Annotated in this window: 20 protein-coding genes; 14 read left to right on the top strand and 6 right to left on the bottom strand. The window is 55.5% G+C overall.

Annotated elements, in window-relative coordinates; all coding sequences use genetic code 11:
* Nucleotides 1–25 precede the first annotated feature (25 nt).
* The 3 genes from ADIMK_RS08165 to ADIMK_RS08155 form a co-directional block, all read right to left on the bottom strand.
* Nucleotides 26–751 (bottom strand): hypothetical protein, encoded by a 726-nt coding sequence (locus tag ADIMK_RS08165; RefSeq protein WP_036186043.1) that lies wholly within the window; start codon nucleotides 749–751, stop codon nucleotides 26–28.
* A 15-nt stretch (nucleotides 752–766) separates the two neighbouring features.
* Entirely contained in the window at nucleotides 767–961 is a 195-nt protein-coding gene (zapB, locus tag ADIMK_RS08160; protein ID WP_036186040.1) for a cell division protein ZapB, read from the bottom strand.
* Between the two features lie 75 nt (nucleotides 962–1036).
* Nucleotides 1037–2251, bottom strand: a complete 1215-nt coding sequence (locus ADIMK_RS08155) for a flagellar assembly protein T N-terminal domain-containing protein (RefSeq protein WP_051692695.1) — start codon at nucleotides 2249–2251, stop codon at nucleotides 1037–1039.
* Between the two features lie 150 nt (nucleotides 2252–2401).
* Between ADIMK_RS08155 and ADIMK_RS08150 the strand changes: the two genes are divergently transcribed.
* The gene (locus ADIMK_RS08150) at nucleotides 2402–3115 is read left to right on the top strand and encodes a FlgO family outer membrane protein (protein ID WP_036186037.1); all 714 of its coding nucleotides are present in this window, start codon (nucleotides 2402–2404) and stop codon (nucleotides 3113–3115) included.
* 28 nt (nucleotides 3116–3143) lie between these two features.
* The gene (locus ADIMK_RS08145) at nucleotides 3144–3611 is read left to right on the top strand and encodes an LPP20 family lipoprotein (RefSeq protein ID WP_231517017.1); all 468 of its coding nucleotides are present in this window, start codon (nucleotides 3144–3146) and stop codon (nucleotides 3609–3611) included.
* Between the two features lie 19 nt (nucleotides 3612–3630).
* Here ADIMK_RS08145 and ADIMK_RS08140 read toward each other — a convergent pair whose 3' ends face one another.
* Genes ADIMK_RS08140 through map form a run of 3 tightly spaced genes read right to left on the bottom strand, consistent with a single transcriptional unit; the run spans nucleotide 3631 to nucleotide 7439 of the window.
* Nucleotides 3631–3927, bottom strand: a complete 297-nt coding sequence (locus tag ADIMK_RS08140) for a DUF1244 domain-containing protein (protein ID WP_036186032.1) — start codon at nucleotides 3925–3927, stop codon at nucleotides 3631–3633.
* A 13-nt stretch (nucleotides 3928–3940) separates the two neighbouring features.
* Complete coding sequence (locus ADIMK_RS08135) at nucleotides 3941–6637, bottom strand: [protein-PII] uridylyltransferase (protein WP_036186030.1); 2697 nt, start codon at nucleotides 6635–6637, stop codon at nucleotides 3941–3943.
* Nucleotides 6638–6668: 31 nt separating this feature from the next.
* The gene (gene map, locus ADIMK_RS08130) at nucleotides 6669–7439 is read right to left on the bottom strand and encodes a type I methionyl aminopeptidase (RefSeq protein WP_036186028.1); all 771 of its coding nucleotides are present in this window, start codon (nucleotides 7437–7439) and stop codon (nucleotides 6669–6671) included.
* 266 nt (nucleotides 7440–7705) lie between these two features.
* On the opposite strand from map, the gene rpsB reads away from it, so the two are divergent.
* The 12 genes from rpsB to lpxA all read left to right on the top strand — a co-directional run bounded on the left by rpsB (nucleotide 7706) and on the right by lpxA (nucleotide 18926).
* Nucleotides 7706–8443: a 30S ribosomal protein S2 gene (gene rpsB / locus ADIMK_RS08125; RefSeq protein WP_036186025.1), complete on the top strand. Its 738-nt coding sequence runs from the start codon at nucleotides 7706–7708 to the stop codon at nucleotides 8441–8443.
* Nucleotides 8444–8550: 107 nt separating this feature from the next.
* Nucleotides 8551–9411, top strand: a complete 861-nt coding sequence (gene tsf, locus ADIMK_RS08120) for a translation elongation factor Ts (RefSeq protein WP_036186022.1) — start codon at nucleotides 8551–8553, stop codon at nucleotides 9409–9411.
* An 85-nt stretch (nucleotides 9412–9496) separates the two neighbouring features.
* The gene (gene pyrH, locus ADIMK_RS08115) at nucleotides 9497–10243 is read left to right on the top strand and encodes a UMP kinase (RefSeq protein ID WP_036186020.1); all 747 of its coding nucleotides are present in this window, start codon (nucleotides 9497–9499) and stop codon (nucleotides 10241–10243) included.
* A 1-nt stretch (nucleotide 10244) separates the two neighbouring features.
* Nucleotides 10245–10802 carry a ribosome recycling factor gene (gene frr / locus ADIMK_RS08110; RefSeq protein ID WP_036186017.1) on the top strand — a complete coding sequence of 186 codons (558 nt, stop codon included), beginning with the start codon at nucleotides 10245–10247 and terminating at the stop codon, nucleotides 10800–10802.
* Nucleotides 10803–10855: 53 nt separating this feature from the next.
* On the top strand, nucleotides 10856–11617 hold the full coding sequence (uppS, locus tag ADIMK_RS08105) for a polyprenyl diphosphate synthase (protein ID WP_036186268.1): 762 nt from the start codon (nucleotides 10856–10858) through the stop codon (nucleotides 11615–11617).
* A complete protein-coding gene (locus tag ADIMK_RS08100; RefSeq protein WP_036186008.1) occupies nucleotides 11614–12423 on the top strand; it encodes a phosphatidate cytidylyltransferase in 810 nt (269 codons plus the stop codon). The genes uppS and ADIMK_RS08100 overlap by 4 nt, the downstream gene beginning before the upstream one ends.
* A 19-nt stretch (nucleotides 12424–12442) precedes the next feature.
* Nucleotides 12443–13798 (top strand): sigma E protease regulator RseP, encoded by a 1356-nt coding sequence (rseP, locus tag ADIMK_RS08095; RefSeq protein ID WP_036185999.1) that lies wholly within the window; start codon nucleotides 12443–12445, stop codon nucleotides 13796–13798.
* 45 nt (nucleotides 13799–13843) lie between these two features.
* Nucleotides 13844–16159, top strand: coding sequence for an outer membrane protein assembly factor BamA (bamA, locus tag ADIMK_RS08090; RefSeq protein ID WP_036185997.1), 2316 nt, complete (start codon nucleotides 13844–13846; stop codon nucleotides 16157–16159).
* Nucleotides 16160–16168: 9 nt separating this feature from the next.
* A complete protein-coding gene (locus ADIMK_RS08085; RefSeq protein WP_036185994.1) occupies nucleotides 16169–16666 on the top strand; it encodes an OmpH/Skp family outer membrane protein in 498 nt (165 codons plus the stop codon).
* A 3-nt stretch (nucleotides 16667–16669) separates the two neighbouring features.
* On the top strand, nucleotides 16670–17731 hold the full coding sequence (lpxD, locus tag ADIMK_RS08080; protein WP_036185992.1) for a UDP-3-O-(3-hydroxymyristoyl)glucosamine N-acyltransferase: 1062 nt from the start codon (nucleotides 16670–16672) through the stop codon (nucleotides 17729–17731).
* Nucleotides 17718–18155 carry a 3-hydroxyacyl-ACP dehydratase FabZ gene (gene fabZ / locus ADIMK_RS08075; protein ID WP_036185990.1) on the top strand — a complete coding sequence of 146 codons (438 nt, stop codon included), beginning with the start codon at nucleotides 17718–17720 and terminating at the stop codon, nucleotides 18153–18155. The genes lpxD and fabZ overlap by 14 nt, the downstream gene beginning before the upstream one ends.
* Entirely contained in the window at nucleotides 18156–18926 is a 771-nt protein-coding gene (lpxA, locus tag ADIMK_RS08070) for an acyl-ACP--UDP-N-acetylglucosamine O-acyltransferase (protein WP_036185988.1), read from the top strand.
* Nucleotides 18927–18933 lie beyond the last annotated feature (7 nt).

Genomic DNA, 18933 nt, shown 5'->3' with positions numbered 1-18933 from the left:
CAAGTACCCTGTAGCCTGACGTCCATCAGTGGGTGGTAAAGCGCAACACTGATGGGCGTTCGAACTGTGAAAGAAAACGCTGCTCCAGCGCGAGCACATCAGTTGTAATCATAATGCCCCGGTTGCTGATCAACACAGGGTAGGGTTTTCCGCCGAACAGGCCTCGCAAGGGTTGATCATCACAGTGTCCGAGTGACAGCTCGCCCAAGTCACCTGCCGCGGCCAAAGCAGCAGCGAGCTTGAGCGACAGCACGGTATGTCCGTGTGGGGCGTGCTTGAGCAATCTGAATCCACTGTCCACATCGGGCCCCAGATAATCCTTGTAGGGGCCTGAGGCGGCAGCCGCCGAATGCATCTCCAGAATCTCGATACCGATATTTTCGCCCCCCAAGGGTGCGACCCACGCGCCGCCGCGCAGGTGCAGCTGATGACGGTCGTTCAGTCGATCATCGTAGTCTGTCACCATGGCAACGAATGCTTCCACGATGCCGAGTGTCTCGGCTGATGATGTGGGCTCTGCCAGAAAGATAATTTCGTCGCCGGCAACGCGCCACACCCGAAGCTCGGGGATCAGGTCGGCATCGGCGAAAGCGAGGGCGAGTTTGCCCATCAGGACGATGGGCACCTCACGGAAGAAATCGACGAACGGTTCAAGCCACTCCGGCGTACTGCCACCGGCGCTGTGTGTCTGCTTGTAAGCGGTAGCGCCGGCTATGTCGGCCGACAGCAAAAGAAGTGTTCGGTCCGTCATCGTGACCTCCGGTGTTTAGAGCGCGGCGCTCTCCTCAAGGCGATCGAACATGCCGACGAGCTTCTGCAGGCGTGCTTCGGTCTGTGACGCTTCCTGTTGAAGGCTGTCACGCACCTGGCGCAGATCGCTAATCTCGAGGCGGAGCGTTTCGACCTCCTCAATCAGTGAGTCCAGCTTGTTCTCCAGTTCGGCAAAAATCTCGCTTGTCATAGTGTTTCCCTTAGTACGGCGGACAGATTGGCTGGCGCAGCCTAAGAGTGGCCTTATGTTCTGTCAATGGCCCAGCTAGCGAGACATGACAATATCATCGCGCTGGATGTTCTGACTGAGGCTGTCACCGGGGATGCGTCCCCGGGCAAGGCCCGGCTGAACCAGATCCAGCGTCAGAGTCTCGTGGGTATCGCTTAGTTCCGAGTAGCTGCGCATCTGGTCGTCATAATGTGTCATGCGTCGATAGATGCTGAGCTTGTCGCCCTTTTTCAACCCCTGACGACTGCCAGCATCGATCCATATGCGGTCGCCCTCTGTGCGGGTGATTCTGGCGGCGAACGGTTCGCAGCGAAGTCGGCTGCTGAGCCAGTCTCGAACCTCAGTGATCAATTTGCGGGTATTCTGCCCGTAATCCTGCTGCCAGAAAGGGGCGGTGGCGAATCCGGTGCGTTCCTCTCTCGGTCGTGTCCAGCGGCCTTGGGTATTGAAGCTTTTCTGTTCTATCAACTCGCCGCTGAATCCGTCGTAAAGGAACAGTTCGAGGCTGAGGTTGCGCAGATGTCTTTGACTTGCGTAGTCTGCCTGGTTGTATAGATCGACCAATATGTTGGGTTCTCTCGGCCCGACGGGTGTGCGCATCGACATGTCGCGGATGACGCCGCTGAGAATGAACTGGCTACGCATCGATTCACTGCTTTGCAGGGCGTTGCTGATGCGGCCTTCCGGCAGCTGAAGCGTCGGGGCGGACGCAGGGTCTGTTACCAGATTTACATGTGTAAGCTTCAGCAGGTCGAGTGCTTTCTCATCAGCCAGTGCGTCCGCGATAAGTCCGGGCAGCGCAGACTGGATGGTCCCTAAATCTCCGCTGCTGGCCTGTGCCGGCGATTGAAGAGGGAAGAGTGTCAGGGCGAGACTCTTCCTGTAACCCAGGGGTGCGAGGCCCGACTCGCACCCCTGCTCGACATAGACCTCGGCCTGGATGCGCACGAACAGGATTGAGCCCTGTATCCATTCGTCCAGCGTCTTCACATTCTTTACTTCGCCCAGCGCTCTGAGCTCCAGCGTGTCGACATCCAGAACACCGTTGGTGATCGCTTGAGTGGCCGAAATATAAGCAGCACTTTGCAGGGCGGCGGCCTGTCGTGCATCGGCAATGGCGCTTCTGCGAGCCTGTTCGATGTCGCCGTTGACGATGGCTGCGCTGCCCTCGGCCTCCACCTGAAGGGCATGGGCAGGCAGGGCTGTGCAGATAAGCGCGACAATAATTAGATGGCGAAGAGTACTCAACATAAAGGCTGATCGACCGATACATAAACTGAAGTTCTGAAATGTAGCACAACCGCTGTCCGCTTCGCAGTCGTACACGGACAGAGAGGGGGCTTGGGGTGGTCGATGGCAACATGATAGATTGGCGCACCTGATATAGGGGATTGGATATCGATGAAAAAAGCTCTGCTGGCGTCGCTGTTGTTGATCGGCCTGTCCGGTTGCGTGGCAAACCCTGATGAGCCTCAGGCCGTGCAGGTGGAGAGTCTGGGGCCGCAGGCGCTGTCCCAGGTTGAAGCACTTATCCGACACACGGCCGGATCGCGCAACAACGGCGAGCGTGTGGGCTTCGTGGCGGACCTGGCTCAGGTGGGTGCGCAGGCCAATGGTTTTGATCCGGTCAGTGAAGCTGTGCGCCAGATGGCGGCCCAGCTGTCGTCCGGGCTGGATGAAAACCGTGTAAGGCGTCTGCCTATGGCAATCCTGCAATTTCATGAGTTGGTTGAGCGGCAACGGGTGGGTGAGATAGGTGAGCGCCTGAGTGACAGCTTCATCTTCCAGCTTGAACATCTGGGATACAATCTGGTGGATTACCGCGCGGTAAGCCTTACTACGACGGCAAAGCAAGAGCCTGATCCGTCGTCGCTGTCGCTGCTGCGCAGCCGCAATCGCATCTATTTCGTTCTGACGGGCACCTATGCGGTGCAGCCGGAAGGTATGGTAATCAACGCCAGAGTGCTGGATACGACGACCCGCCAGGTGCTGGCTTCGGCGCAGTCGCATATACCGTTAAATCGTCTGGAAGGGGCCTGGCCCGGTTATGACCCGGTGCGTGCGGCTGATGCCGGTATGATCGTTGAAAATCGTCAGGGGCCTGCGGGCATGTGAGCTGAGTGCTATCGGGATGAAGAACGCTTTGAATAGATTGAAAGTATTGCCGCTGCTGGCCTGTCTTGTACTTCTGGCTGGCTGTGAGACGGTTGCGCATACCTTTACCGCCACGGTTGATGCACTGCCGGATGTGAAGATGCGTCCCAGGGTCGAGGAGAATGCAGAACCTAACTGGGTCAGTGCGACTGGCTATGCGCCGATTAGCCAGCAGCCCGGTGAGACTCAGCAGCAGAAGATGCTCAATGCGATGAGAGCGTCGAAACTGCGCGCGTATCAGGAGCTGGCGGGTATTATTCACGGCCAATATCTGTTTGGTACCACTCAGGTAGAAGATATGGTGTTGCAGAATGACCGGTTCCGCACCTCAGTGGCGGGAATTGTGCGTGGCGCACGGGTGGTTAAAAGTTATCCCGTTCAGGATGATGTGTACGCCACAGTGCTTGAGGTGGATCTGAATCGGGTTCAGCGTGCCTGGGTATTAAGCGACAACTGAACCCATCCATGCGTCGGTTTTACTTTTCGGGCTGGTTGAGGTTGAACGCGGCCAGCTGTTCGGCCGACGCCTCGGTCTGATACTTCTCTTTCCACTGGGCGTAGGGCTCGCCATAGACGATTTCGCGGGCCTGCTCGTAATCGATTGACTCTCCACGTTCGGATGCTTCCGCGGCATACCACTTTGACAGACAGTTGCGGCAGAATCCGGCCAGGTTCATCAGGTCGATATTCTGTACGTCCTTGCGGGCATCGAGGTGGGCCAGCAGGCGTCGCAGGACGGCAGCTTCAATTTCGGTACGTGTCTGGTTGTCCATTGAATGGATCCTCTTATTGGCTGTGCTGTACATGCTGATCGAGCTGATGACAGATCGCTTGCTGGAGTTGCTGGCACAGTTCCGGGTCGCTGATCGGCTGATCATTGTGGTCGGTGATGAAGAAAAAGTCCTCGACCCGCTCACCGACGTTGGCGATCTTTGCCTTTCTCAGCGTAATGCCGAACTCGACAAAGATATGGCCGATGCGCGCAAGAAGTCCCGGTCGGTCGGCCGTTATCACCTCGAGTACGGTCTGGTGCAGCGTTGGATCGTTGCTGATCAGTACGCGGGTCTTGGTCGCAAAGGCCTTGAGCTGTCGAGGTACCCGGCGCTGGACGATATCCGGGTAGTCTTCGGGGTGGCTCAGCTCTTCGATCAGTCGGCGCCGTATGTTGGTCAGATAATCGGGGTTATCTGATAACGGCAGGTTGTCCTCGGTCAGAACCGTGTAGTTGTTCAGGGCATAGCCGTTATCGCTGACAATGATGCGGGCATCCTGAACGCTCAAATGCAGCTGATCGAGCGTCGATACGGTGGCGGCGAACAGGTTGGGTTCGTCCTTGGTGTAAATGAAGATCTCCGTCGCGCCCTCGTGACTGCGGAAGGAGGTTTTCTCCAGAGTGATCAGCGGGGTGTTGGCGTCCCGGTGTTCCAGAATGGCGTGCGTATGGTTGGCGATGGAACGCGGATCTTCGCGCAGAAAATACTCGTCCCCCAGGCCTTCCCACAAGGATTCTGCCGTGTCGGCGCGCACGCCCATGCGCGAAAGTGCCTGCAGCGCTTCGTGCTGGACCTGCTCGATCCGCTCGGTTTTGTTAAGCGGATTTTCAAGCCCCCGGCGCAGTGCGCGCTTGGTTTCCATGTAAAGCTGGCGCAGAAGGCTGGCGCGCCAGCTGTTCCAGAGTGTGTGGTTAGTGGCGTTGATATCGGCCACGGTCAGCACGTACAGGTAGTCCAGGTGGATGATATCGCCCACCTGTTCGGCGAAGGTGTGGATTACCTGCGGGTCGGAGAGGTCGCGCCGCTGGGCGGTCATCGACATCTTTAGATGGTTGCGTACCAGCCAGGCGACCAGTTGGGTATCCCATTTTCCGATGTGGTGGCGTTCGCAGAAGGCGATGACATCGTCGGCGCCGAGCTCGGAGTGGTCGCCGCCGCGCCCCTTGGCTATATCGTGATACAGACCTGCGATGTAGAGCAGTTCGATCTTCGGCAGGTGATTGACCACGCGGTGCGCGACGGGGAAGGTGTCACGGTGATCGCGGTGGCGGAACTGTCGCATCTTCTGAATCACTTTCAGGGTGTGCGCGTCGACGGTATAGATATGAAACAGGTCATGCTGCATCTGGCCGACGATACGACCGAATTCCGGCAGGTAGCGGCCTAGAATTCCGTAGCGGTTCATGCGCTTGAGCTCAGTGGATACACCGTCCTCTGAGCGCAGCAGTTCCATGAACAGGGATGTGTTGCGTATATCGTTGCGGAAACTGTCATCGACCAGATGGCGGTGATCGCGGATCAGTCGGATAGTGGAGGCCCGGACGCCTTTGATATCCCGATGCTGGGCCATGATCACGAACAGCTCCATCAGGGCGAAGGGGTGATACTCGAATACCTTGTCGTGGGTGACCTCAAGGTAGTCGTTGTGGATCTGAAAACGACTGTTGACCGGCCGGATGTGCTGCTCCTCTTCGGCACGCAGGATGACCTCATCGAAGTACTGCAGCAGCATGTCATTGAACTCCGACATCGCCTTGGCGACGCGGTAGTACTTGCTCATGAATTGCTCTACGGCGAGGGCACTCTTGTCGTCTTCATATTTGAAGAACTCCGCCAGCGAGCGCTGATGGTCGAACAGCAGGCGGTCTTCGCGGCGCTTGCTGATCATGTGCAGAGCATAGCGCACGGTCCATAGATAGAGCTCGCCGTTGTTGAGGGCTTCAAGCTCCGATTCCGTGAGGAAACCGTGATCGACCAGGTCGCGGATATAGGTGGCACCAAAGTGGCGCTTGGCTACCCAGCCGATGGTTTGCAAGTCTCGCAATCCGCCGGGTGACGTTTTTAGATTGGGCTCAAGGTTGTATTCGGTGTTATTGGTTCGCTCGTGGCGTTCGGACTGCTCTGCAAGCTTCGCGCGGAAGAACTCCTTATCTGTCCAGGCACCTTCCGACGTGACGCGCTCGTACATCGCCTCCTGCAGCTGCGGATTTCCGATCAGCGTGCGGGATTCGATCAGGTTGGTCGCGATCGTGATGTCGTTGCGGGCTTCTTTGTAGCAGTCGTCGATGGTGCGAACACTGGAGCCGATCTCAAGGCCGATATCCCACAATAGTGTCAGGAAACCGCTGATGCTGTCCTCGAAAGAGGTCGCTTCTATGCCGTCGATCAGAATGAGTATGTCGACATCGGAGAAGGGGTGCAGCTCACCTCGGCCGTAGCCGCCCACCGCAACCAGTGCGACATTCTCGGTGCCTGGCCATTCAAAGCGTTTCCATGCCTGAGTCAGGATCTGATCGAGCACCCAGGCGCGACCATAGACCAGGTGACGAATGTCTTCGCCATTGCGAAAGGCTTCGTTCATCGCCTCAAGCGAGTTGCGAAGCGCAGTCTTCAGGGTCTTGATGGTGGCTTCCTGTTCAAGAGATCGATGCAGCTTCTCAACATCGAGGTAACGGGAAAAACGCTCTGTGGACAGGAAGCTGTTGGACATTAGGCTGTGTACTCTCGTGGCGGCTGTCGGCTTAGATTGTTTCGTCTGAACGGAGGGTCAGGATCTCACACCCGTCAGCGGTTACCAGAATAGTGTGCTCATACTGAGCAGACAGGCGGCGGTCGGCTGTTTCGACTGTCCAGCCGTCGCGTTTGTTCAGTTTGACCTGCCGTTTGCCGGCGTTGATCATCGGCTCGATCGTAAAGCACATGCCTTCTTCAAGCACTTCGCCGGTGCCTGCGCGGCCATAGTGGAGAACCTGCGGGTCTTCGTGAAACTCGCGCCCGATCCCGTGACCGCAGTATTCGCGAACAACGGAGTAGTGGTTGCTCTCTGCATATTGCTGGATAACCTGGCCAATATCACCGAGGCGTGCGCCGGGTCGCACCAGCTTGATGCCCTTATAGAGACACTCTTGTGTCACTTCACACAAACGCTTGGCGTGGGGGGCGACGTCGCCGACATAGAACATCATGCTGGTATCGCCGTGGTAACCATCCTTGATAACGGTGATATCCAGATTGACGATGTCGCCGTCCTTGAGTTTTTTGTCGCTCGGAATGCCGTGGCAGACCACTTGATTGATCGATGTACAGATCGATTTGGGGAAGCCGTGATAATTCAGGGGCGCGGGAATCGCCTTCTGTTCATTGACGATGTACTCGTGACAAATCCGGTCCAGCTCGTTTGTCGTGACCCCGGGAACGACGCTGGGTGCGATCATCTCAAGCACCTCGGCCGCCAATCGGCCGGCGACGCGCATCTTTTCGATCTCTTCTAGGGTCTTGATGGTGATACTCATAATGCTCCGCTGTATCCGGTTGTGTCGGTGGTCGCATTGGCGGCCATGGGGACAATAGATTGTAGCGAAAAATCACGCTGCTGAGAAAGTCGACTTCAAACCAGTTGCGTATTGTGGTATAAAGTCGCTCCCAAAAAATCGTCCTGTGCATCTTGCGCGGGGCATAAACACAACACACACATTCCGACACGCCGCTCCTGGGTGCCGCATTGCGGTTGGACGGTGGGGTATGTGGAGGTTTGAACCCGTTTAGAGGATCTCTATAAATGGCTAAGGTAAACATGCGTGACCTGCTCAAAGCAGGTGTTCATTTCGGTCACCAGACTCGTTATTGGAACCCCAAGATGTCTCAGTTCATCTTCGGTGCACGCAACAAGATTCACATCATCAACCTCGAGCACACACTGCCGGCGATGAATTCTGCGCTGGACGTGGTTAAAGGTATGGCTGCGAACAAGAACAAGGTTCTGTTTGTGGGTACCAAGCGTGCGGCTTCCAAAGTGATCAAGGAAGAAGCAGTTCGCGCGAACATGCCTTATGTCAACCATCGCTGGCTCGGCGGTATGCTGACCAACTACAAGACTATCCGTCAGTCTATCCGTCGTCTGCGCGAGCTGGAAACCCAGTCTCAGGACGGTACCTTCGACAAGCTGACCAAGAAAGAGGCGCTGATGCGCACTCGCGAAATGGAAAAGCTTGAGCTGTCTATCGGCGGTATCAAAGAGATGGGCGGCCTGCCGGACGCGCTGTTCGTGATCGACGTTGATCACGAGCGTATCGCTGTCAATGAAGCCAACAAGCTGGGTATCCCTGTTATCGGTATCGTTGATACCAACAGCAACCCGGACGGCATCGACTACGTTATCCCCGGTAACGACGATGCGCTGCGTGCGATTCAGATCTACGCCCAGTCCGTGGCGGATGCCTGTGTCGAAGGCGCTGGCGACAACGCTGGCGACAAGAGCGAATTTGTAGAAGTTGAAGAGCAGAACGCGGCCGAGTAATCGGACTGTAAAACGCTGTTACTAAGCTTGAGCGATTCGTAAAGGGGAGCCTAGCTCCCCTTTTTTGGATTCAGATTAAACGCGATTATTTTTAAGGGGTAACCGACATGGCGAACATCTCCGCAGCGATGGTGAAAGAACTGCGCGAACGCACAGGTCTTGGCATGATGGAGTGCAAGAAAGCACTGGTTGAAGCCGAGGGTGATATCGAAAAAGCGATCGATGATCTGCGTAAGTCATCCGGCATGAAAGCAGCCAAAAAAGCCAGCCGTGTTGCTGCCGATGGTGTGGTTGCATTCAAAGTGGCCGATGACAACAGCTACGCTGTCGTGGTTGAAGTAAACTCCGAAACCGACTTCGTCGCTCGTGACGACAACTTCCTGGGCTTCGTTGACAAGGTGCTGGCAAAGGCGTTCGCCGACAAGCAGACCGACGTTGCCGCGCTGATGGCCGGTGATCTGGAATCTGCCCGTGAAGCGCTGGTGCAGAAGATCGGTGAGAACATCTCCGTTCGTCGCGCAATGCTGGTTGAAGCTCCGGTTGTCGATGGCTACGTCCATAGCAACAAGCGCATCGTTTCTCTGGTGGCACTGACCGGCGGTGAAGCCGAGCTGGCGCGTGATATTTCCATGCACGTTGCCGCGGTTAGCCCGCGTGTGGCTAAGCCGGAAGATATGCCGCAGGAAGAGCTGGATCGTGAAAAAGAGATCATCATGGCTCAGCCGGATATGGACGGTAAGCCGCAGGAGATCAAGGAAAAGATGGCGGGTGGCCGTCTGAAGAAGTTCCTGTCCGAGAACAGCCTGGTCGAGCAGCCGTTCGTTAAGAATCCGGAGCAGACTGTCGGTCAGCTGGTGAAGGCGGCAGGTGCTGATCTGGTATCTTTCGTCCGCGTTGAGGTGGGTGAAGGTATCGAAGTCGAGAAGAAAGACTTTGCTGCAGAGGTTGCTGAGCAGCTCAAGGGCTGATCAGTGATAGGCGGGCTGTGCATCGCACAGTCCGCGCTCATGATTTACACTCAGTTCCGTCCCCCTCTCTTTGGAGAAATCATCCATGCCTCCTACCGATAAACACGCAAAATATAAACGTATCCTACTGAAACTAAGTGGCGAAGCGCTCATGGGTGAGGAGAACTTTGGTATCGACCCCAAAGTGCTCAACCGTGTTGCACTTGAGATCGGTCAGTTGGTCGGGATAGGCGTGCAGGTGGGGATGGTGATTGGCGGCGGTAACCTGTTCCGTGGCGCTGCGCTGAGCGCGGCAGGCCTGGATCGCGTGACAGGTGATCACATGGGGATGTTGGCGACGGTGATGAACGCGCTGGCTATGCGCGAGGCGCTGGAGCGCTGCAATATCGCAACCCGTGTCATGTCGGCAATTCCTATGAGTGGTGTTGTGGATCATTATGATCGCCGTAACGCTATGCGCTACCTCAAACAGGGAGATGTGGTAATCTTTGCCGCCGGAACCGGTAATCCGTTCTTTACTACGGACTCGGCCGCCTGCTTGAGGGGGATCGAGATCGAGGCGGATGTGGTGCTCAAGGCGACTAAGGTCGATGGCGTATTTACTGCCGATCCCATGAAGGATCCGAAGGCGGAGCGTTATACTCATCTGAGCTTTGATGAGGTGCTGGAAAAGCAGCTTGGCGTTATGGATATGACGGCGATCTGTCTGACGCGCGACCACAACATGCCGGTTCGTGTGTTCAACATGAATAAGCACGGTGCGCTCGTGAATCTCGTGGTTGGCGGGAACGAGGGTACCTTGATTGACTGTGGCCCGGCCGCTGGAGAATAAGATGATCCGTGAGATAGTGTCAGACGCTGAAGGGCGTATGAAGAAAAGTATCGAGTCGCTGACTGAGCAGTTCAAGAAGATACGCACCGGTCGCGCTACGCCGGCGATTCTTGATGCCGTTCAGGTCTCCTATTATGGCTCCATGGTGCCGGTTCAGCAGGTTGCCAATATCACGGTTGAAGATGCGCGTACGCTGATGATCAACCCGTGGGAAAAGAAAATGGTTCCGGAGATCGAGAAGGCGATCATGAAGTCCGATCTTGGTCTCAATCCGGCCACCAGTGGCGACGTAATCCGTGTGCCGATGCCGGCGCTGACAGAAGAAACCCGTAAGGGCTATATTCGTCAGGCCCGTCTTGAGGCGGAAAACGCCCGCGTGGCCATCCGCAATATCCGTCGTGACGCCAACGGTGATTTCAAGGATCTGCTCAAAGAGAAAGAGATTACCGAAGACGAAAATCGTCGCGGTGAAGACCAGATCCAGAAGATTACCGACAAATATGTCGGTGAAGTTGATGCGCTGCTGGCGCAGAAAGAAACCGATCTGATGGAAATCTGACACAACATCGAGTCGCGCGCATTGTGCGTGCGGCTCGCTTGTTCGGCCTGCCCATGTCTGATAGCACTAGCCTTATACTCCCTGAGGGGAAAACTCCGCCGCGTCATATCGCGATTATCATGGATGGCAACAACCGCTGGGCGAAAGAGAATCGTAAAGCTGTGTTGTCCGGCCATAAAGCGGGGGTTAATAGCGTTCGCGCGGTGATCGAAGGATGCATCGAAAGCGGCGTTGAGGCGCTGACACTCTTCGCATTCAGTAGCGAAAACTGGCGGCGCCCGGCGCTTGAGGTGCGAGGGCTGATGGAGCTCTTTCGTATCGCGCTGGACAGGGAAACGCCCAAGCTGCTGAAAAATAATATCCGCCTTCGCATTGTCGGTGATAAAACCCGTTTCAGTGCAGACTTGCAAAAGCGCATAGATAAGGCGGAAACGCTTACCGCCGGGTGTACAGGTCTGCAGCTGAATATTGCGGCCAACTACGGGGGGCAGTGGGATATCGCCAATGCGGCGCGAAATATCGCGCAAGCGTGTATGGCGGGTGAGCTGGTGCCCGAGCAGATCGATGCCGAGCTGTTTGATCGTTATACCTGCCTGGCAGACCTTCCCAAGCCTGATCTCTGCATCCGTACCGCAGGTGAGCAGCGTATCAGTAACTTTTTGATTTGGCAGTTTGCATATACCGAGTTCTACTTTTCGCCTCTTTACTGGCCGGATTTCGGCAAGCTTCAGGTTCAGGAAGCGATTATGGACTACTGCACCCGTGAACGCCGTTTCGGTAAAACCAGCGAGCAGTTGGAGGCGGATAAAGAATGATAAAGCAGCGGTTGTTGACGGCGCTGGTTCTAGGGGTGCTTGTGTTGGCCGGTGTCTTTCTTCTGCCGCTGCAAGGTTTTGCTTTGGGGTGCTGGGGTGTCATGTTTCTGGCGGCGCTGGAGTGGGCCAATCTCGCGAGTCTTAAAGGGGCTGTTAAAACAGGCTATGCGTTGTTCAGCGCGGCCGTAATTGCTGTGCTCTATTTTTTTCTTCCGCCTCAATTGTCGCCCTGGTTGCTCGTAGGTGCGGCGCTTTTCTGGTTGTGGGGCTGTTATCTGATAGTGCGTTATCCCGCACGAACCGGGTTTTCTACACGCGCATCCAAGTTATTGATCGGTATGGCTGTCGTCGTACCGACCTGGCTTGCGCTGGTCGATCTGAAATCCCTACCTGAAGGCAATTTGGCCTTGCTTATGCTGCTTTTGCTTGTGTGGGGTGCCGATACTGGCGCTTACTGTGCGGGCAAGCTGTTTGGTCGTCGCAAGCTTATTCCGGGTGTCAGTCCGGGTAAAACGGTTGAGGGCTTGTTCGGCGGTGTCGTGACCTGTTTGTTTATAGGGCTCGTTGCTGGCCTGTGGCGCGAACTTCCTGTACCGGCGCTTGTCTATGTGATGGCGCTGTCTCTGGTGACCTGTCTGGCGGCAGTGTTTGGTGATCTGTTCGAGAGCATGTTCAAGCGCGAACGGGGTATCAAGGACAGTGGCAGGTTGCTGCCGGGGCATGGTGGTGTGCTCGATCGCATCGACAGTCTCACGGCTGCAGCGCCAATCTTTATGCTGGGTCTGTATTGGGCACCAGCGCTCTGACTACCCGAGGTGTACGTATATGGGCATAGTGCAGACGCTGTTAGCGACACTGGTGACGTTAGGGTTGCTGGTCACCATCCATGAGTGGGGGCACTTCTGGGTCGCGCGGCGTTGTGGTGTCAAGGTGCTGCGGTTCTCCGTTGGGTTTGGCAAGCCTTTATGGTTGCGCAAGGGGCGGGACGGCACTGAGTATGCGGTCGCGGTGATTCCTCTTGGTGGCTACGTCCGTATGCTGGATGAGCGTGAAGGAGATGTGCCAGCCGATTTGCGTGCTCAGGCGTTCAATAACAAACCGGTGCTTCAACGCATGGCGATAGTCGCTGCAGGGCCGGTGGTGAATCTCCTTTTTGCCGTTTTGGCATACTGGTTTCTTTTTGTCTGGGGTGTTACCTCGGTTGTGCCGGTCGTGGGCGGTGTCGAGGCGGGGTCGCTGGCTGATAAGTCAGGGCTTCCAGGGGGCGTAGAGCTGCTGGAGGTTGACGGCCACAGTGTGCAGTCATGGGATGAAGTGAATCTCCGACTCGCTGCACGGGTTGGGGAAAGTGGCGTTCTGCAGTTGCTCGCCGGTGAACCCCAAAGAGGCTTGGCTCAGAGCTATCAGGTTAAGCTTGATCGTTGGTCAGTGGATCTCGAAAAGGAGTCGCCCATTTCGGCTCTGGGTATCCAGCCCTATCGTCCTGAGGTGCCTGCTGTAATCGGTACGCTCTCGGAGGGCGGTGCTGCGCAGGCGGCGGGTCTTATGGCAGGCGATAAAGTGCTTTCCATTAATGGCCATCCGGTCAGTGGTTGGATGGCGCTGGTCGAAGAGATTCGCCAGTCGCCAGGGCAAACCCTGTCCTTGGGAGTGCAACGCGGTGCTCAGCGTCTCGAACTTGAAGTTGTGCCGGCCGAGCGCGTGGATGATGCGGGTGATCGTTACGGCTTTATTGGCGCGGGTGTACAGGCGGTGGAGTGGCCGCCCGAGATGTTGCGAGAGCTTCGCTACGGGCCGTTGGATGCGGTCTGGATTGGACTTCGTAAAACCGGACAGATGATAGGCCTGACACTGGATTCCATCGGCAAAATGATTGCAGGTGCCATCTCGGTAAAAAACTTGAGTGGCCCGATAACCATTGCTAAAGTGGCGGGGGCTTCGGCGGCCTCAGGGCTTGAGTCCTTCGTCAGCTTTCTCGCCTATCTGAGTATCAGTCTCGGCGTGTTGAATCTGTTGCCGATCCCGATGCTCGATGGTGGGCACCTCTTGTATCAGTTCATAGAGCTGGTAAGAGGGCGACCGGTGAGTGAAAAAGTACAAATGCTGGGTTTGCGTCTTGGCATGGCAATGTTGCTGAGTCTCATGGCGTTGGCCATGCTCAACGATATCGCCCGGCTGTGATAGCGCCCGACCTGAATTCATTATACGGAAATTAAGACCTGCAGCATGAAACGTAAGCTGGGATTGTTACTTGTATCGGTTTTGTGGGTAGTTCAAGCATACGCGGCTGAATTTCCGTTTACGGTGAACGATATACGACTGGAGGGCCTGCAGCGTGTTGAGCCTGGCCTCGTCTTTCGCTATTTCCCGGTCAATGTCGGCGACCGACTGACGCAGCAGCGTCTATCCGATGCGACCCGCGAGCTCTTTGCCTCCGGTTACTTCGATGATGTGGATATCCTGCGTGATGGTGATGACCTGATTCTGAGTCTTCACGAGCGCCCGTCTTTGGCGCTGATTCGCATCGAAGGTAATAAATTCATTAAAGAAGAAGACCTGCGTGCGGGATTGAAACAGTCCGGTGTGCAGGAGGGCGATGTATTCCGACGTTCCGCAGTGGATCAGATTCGACTTGATCTGCTGCGTGTATATGTCGGTCAGGGGCGCTATGGGGCGGATATCAAGACTGAGGTAGAACCGCTCTCCGGCAACCGTGTTGCGTTGAACGTCAATATCACGGAAGGCCGCGAAGCAACTATCCAGCACATCAACATTGTCGGTAATACACGCTTCAGCGATGAAGAGCTAACCGAACTGTTCTCGTTGAAACTGCCAAATTTCTGGACCTTCTACACCAAGAGTGACCGTTATTCTCGTGAAAAGATGTCGGGTGACCTGGAGCGTCTGCGTTCTTACTACATGGATCGCGGCTACATCAACTTCGACATAGAGTCTGCCCAGGTTTCGATCACGCCTGATAAGAAAAATGTCTATATCACCGTCAATATTCATGAGGGTGAGCAGTACAGCGTTAATGAAGTCAGTGTTGCGGGTGATCTGGTGGTGCCGCGTGAGGAGCTTGAGTCGCTGTTCAAGTTGAAGAACGGTGATACCTTCTCTCGCAAGGCGATGACACAGACGCAGGAAAGTCTCGTGCGCCGGTTGGGTGACGAAGGGTACATGTTCGCCAACGTAAGCCCCGTTCCTGAAATTCATGATGATGGAACGCTGTCCGTTCGCTACTACATCGAACCCGGTAAGCGTACCTATGTGCGTCGAATCAACATCCGCGGCAATACCTTGACTGCCGATGATGTGGTGCGTCGTGAAATGGAGCAGATGGAAGCGGGTATCGCAACCAGTGAGGCGATTGAACGCTCCAAGACGCGGCTGGAAAAAACCGGTTATTTCAAAAGCGTCAATGTGGAAACGCGCCCGGTTCCCGGCACTGACGATCAGGTGGATCTTGAGTACACGGTTGAAGAGCAGCCTTCCGGACAGTTTACGGCTAGCGTTGGCTTCTCCGATAGCGAAGGGATCATCTTCCAGCTAGGTATCGAGCAGGATAACTTTCTGGGTACAGGTCACAAATTTGGGTTTAACCTATCCAACAGTGAAACGCTGACCGAGTATAGCTTTAACTACACAGACCCCTATTACACGGTGGACGGTGTCAGTCGCGGTTTCAATGCCTACTACCGGGAGCGTAACTACGACGAAGATGATGTTAGTTCTTACACTACCAACGAGATCGGTGGTGGCATGAACTTCGGTTACCCCATCGATGATTATCAGCGCCTGAATTTCGGTTTGGGTGTGGATCTGACCGAAATCAACCTGTACGCAGACACGGCGCCCCTTATCAAAACGTTCGTAGAGGATGAGGGTGATAATTATCTTACCTACAACTTCAATGTTGGCTGGAGTGACAACCATCTCAACCGAGGATTCTTCCCATCGCGCGGTTACGCGCAAGGGGCTGATTTCCAAATAGCAGTGCCAGGAAGCGATCTGACTTATTACCGAGCTGTTTATAACGCTAAGTGGTACCGGCCGATTGACGAAAATGAGGTCTGGATTGCGAGTTTGCGAGGCCGTGCAGGCTTTGGTGATAGTCTTGGGGATAACGAATACCCGTTCTATCGCAACTTCTACGCCGGTGGCTTGAAAAGCGTTCGAGGTTTTACCAACAACTCCCTCGGCCCGACAGACGGTGGCTCCGATGATGACCCGTTTGGCGGTAACGTGATTTTGACCGGTAGTGCCGAGTTTATTTTCCCGACGCCGTTTGTTGGCGACAAGAGCGAGTGGCGTACTCTGGTGTTCATGGATGCCGGTAACGTATTCTCCACCGATTGTAAAACTGGTCAGAAGAACTGTACCGATGGTATCGATCTGGGCGAGCTGCGCTACTCCGCCGGTCTGGGGCTTAGCTGGTTGACGCCTGTGGGCCCGCTGTCGATCGCTATAGCGATGCCGCTCAATGATGGCGCTGACGACGATACCGAGATGTTCCAGTTTGCTCTGGGCCAAACCTTCTAAGGAGAGACGATGAAACGACTGACAACCCTGCTCGCAACTGCGGTGTTGCTGATCAGTGCACAGGCCCATGCTGGTAAAATTGTGGTGCTGGATGTGCAGAGAGCGCTGCTAAGTTCGGATGCTGCCAGCGACTTCCGCAAGCAGTTGAAATCCGAGTTCGCGGATGACGAAAAACAACTGGTTGATCTGGAAAAGCAGGCGCGAGCGCTGCAGGAAAAACTGCAGAAAAATGCGGGCTTGAGCTCCGATGATGATATGAAGCAGTTGCGCCTTCAGTTCCAGAAAGCTTTCGGTGAATACCAGCGCCGCGGTCAGGAGCTTCAGCAGCAGCGAACGCAGCGCGAGCAGACGTTCATTGGTGAGATGAAGCCGCGCCTGGATGAGGTCATTCAGGGTTTGATCAAGGCACAGGATATCGACCTGATTGTAAACAAGCAGGCGGCCATCTATGTGGTGCCTTCGCTGGATATTACCCAGAGTGTTGTTGAGCAGTTGAACAAGCAGTAATCGATGAGCAATAACCGGGGATACACGCTGTCCGAGCTGGCAGCAAAAGTCGGCGGGCGTGTTTCGGGCGACCCGGCCCGAGTGATCCACTCCCTGGCAACGTTGCAGACAGCTGGCTCCGGCCAGCTGTCCTTTTTTGCAAATGGCCGGTACCTGAAGCAGCTGCGTGAGAGTCATGCGGAAGCCGTTCTGGTCTCCGATGCGCATGAAACCGATGTGCAAGGGGTGGCGGTCGTGGTTGCTGATCCGTATCTTGCGTTTGCAGAGCTGACCCGCCTTTTTGATTGGCGCCTGGCTGTCCGTCCCGGTATCCATCCAAGTGCCCAGGTGGCAGAAGGGGTTCAGGTCTCTGATGACGCGGAGATTGGCCCCGGTGTGGTATTGGGCGAGAGGGTTGTCGTTGAGGCTGGTGTCAGTATCGGTGCTAATTCCGTTATTGGGCGAGACTCGGTTATTGGGGCCGATACGCGTATCGAGGCCAATGTCACACTGTACCCAGGTGTCAGGGTGGGGCGGCGAGTATTGATTCATAGCGGTGCTGTATTGGGCGCTGATGGGTTCGGTTTTGCCCACGACAAAGAACGCTGGATAAAGATCTGTCAGCTCGGTGGTGTTGTGATCGGTGACGATGTCGAGATCGGTGCCAATACAACCATAGATCGAGGCGCTCTGGAGGATACCTGGATAGAGCGAGGCGTTAAGCTCGACAATCAGATACAGATTGCGCACAACGTGCGTATAGGCGAGCACACTGCAATCGCGGGCTGTACCGCTATTGCGGGAAGCACTAGAATTGGCCGCCATTGTACGGTCGCCGGCATGAGCGGTATCACTGGGCATCTCGAGATCGCTGATGGTACCCACATAACGGCCATGTCGTTGGTAAGCCGCTCAATTACCCGCCCGGGTGCTTACTCATCTGGAACAGGCCTTGAGCCGCATCAGCAGTGGAAGCGCAATGTCGTGCGATTCCGTCAGCTGGATGAGCTGGCCCGGCGTGTGCGTAAACTCGAACAAGCTCTCGAGCATATCTCTATTGAAGGTCAAGACAATGATGGATGTTAAGGAAATCCGGGAATATCTGCCCCACCGCTACCCGTTTCTGCTGGTGGACCGTGTGGTGGATCTCAAGCCCGGTGAATCAATAGTGGCATACAAAAATGTCACTGTGAACGAGCCGTTCTTTAACGGACATTTTCCCGATCATCCGGTCATGCCGGGCGTCCTGATTATCGAGGCGATGGCTCAGGCAGCGGGTATTCTTGGCTTTAAAACCATGGATAAAACACCGCAGGACGGATCTATCTACTATTTTGTAGGGGCGGACAACGTAAGATTCAAAAGGCCGGTAGTGCCCGGGGACCGTTTGCAGCTTGAAGCGAAAGTGGTCTCTGAACGCCGTGGTATCTGGAAGTTCGAAGTGAACTCCAGCGTTGACGGCGAGACGGTCAGCTCGGCTACCATCCTTTGCGCGGACAGGAAGGTGTAAGTGATTCATCCACAGGCTATCGTTGAACCCGGAGCGAAGCTGGCCGAGGATGTAGAGGTCGGCCCATGGAGCTATATTGGCGCTGATGTGGAAATCGGCGCCGGTACCTGTATTGGTCCCCACGTGGTCATAAAGGGACCCACTGTTATTGGTGAAGGGAATCGCATATTCCAGTTCGCCAGTGTCGGCGAGGAGTGTCAGGACAAAAAATACAACGGTGAACCAACCCGGTTGGTCATCGGCGACCGTAACGTCATTCGGGAAGGTTGTACCATCCATCGTGGCACGATTCAGGATGAGGGTATCACGCGTATCGGCAGTGATAACCTGCTGATGGCCTATGTGCACGTGGCGCACGACTGCGTCGTCGGCGATCACTGTATCCTTGCCAACAGTACTGCGCTTGCCGGGCACGTAAAACTGGGCGATTACGCCATACTCGGCGGTTTTACCGCCGTACACCAGTTCTGCCAGATCGGGCCCCATGTGATGTGCGGTGCCGGGACGGTGGTGCTGAAGGATATTCCGGCGTACGTGATGGCCAATGGCAATACTGCAGAGCCCCACGGCATCAATATGGAAGGCCTGCGCCGCAGAGGCTTCAGTCCTGAGAGTTTGCGGACGTTGCGTCAGGCATACAAGATCATCTATCGCAAAAACCTGACTGTTGCCGAGGCTTTGCCTCAACTGCAGCAGATGGCCGCAACAGATCCTGCGGTGCAGCCGCTGATCGATTCGCTGAGTAACTCTACTCGCGGCATCATCCGCTGATTGTCGT

Source organism: Marinobacterium lacunae (assembly GCF_000705555.1).
GTDB classification, from domain to species: Bacteria; Pseudomonadota; Gammaproteobacteria; order Pseudomonadales; family Balneatricaceae; genus Marinobacterium_D; species Marinobacterium_D lacunae.
This window is presented reverse-complemented; position numbering and strand designations above follow the sequence as displayed.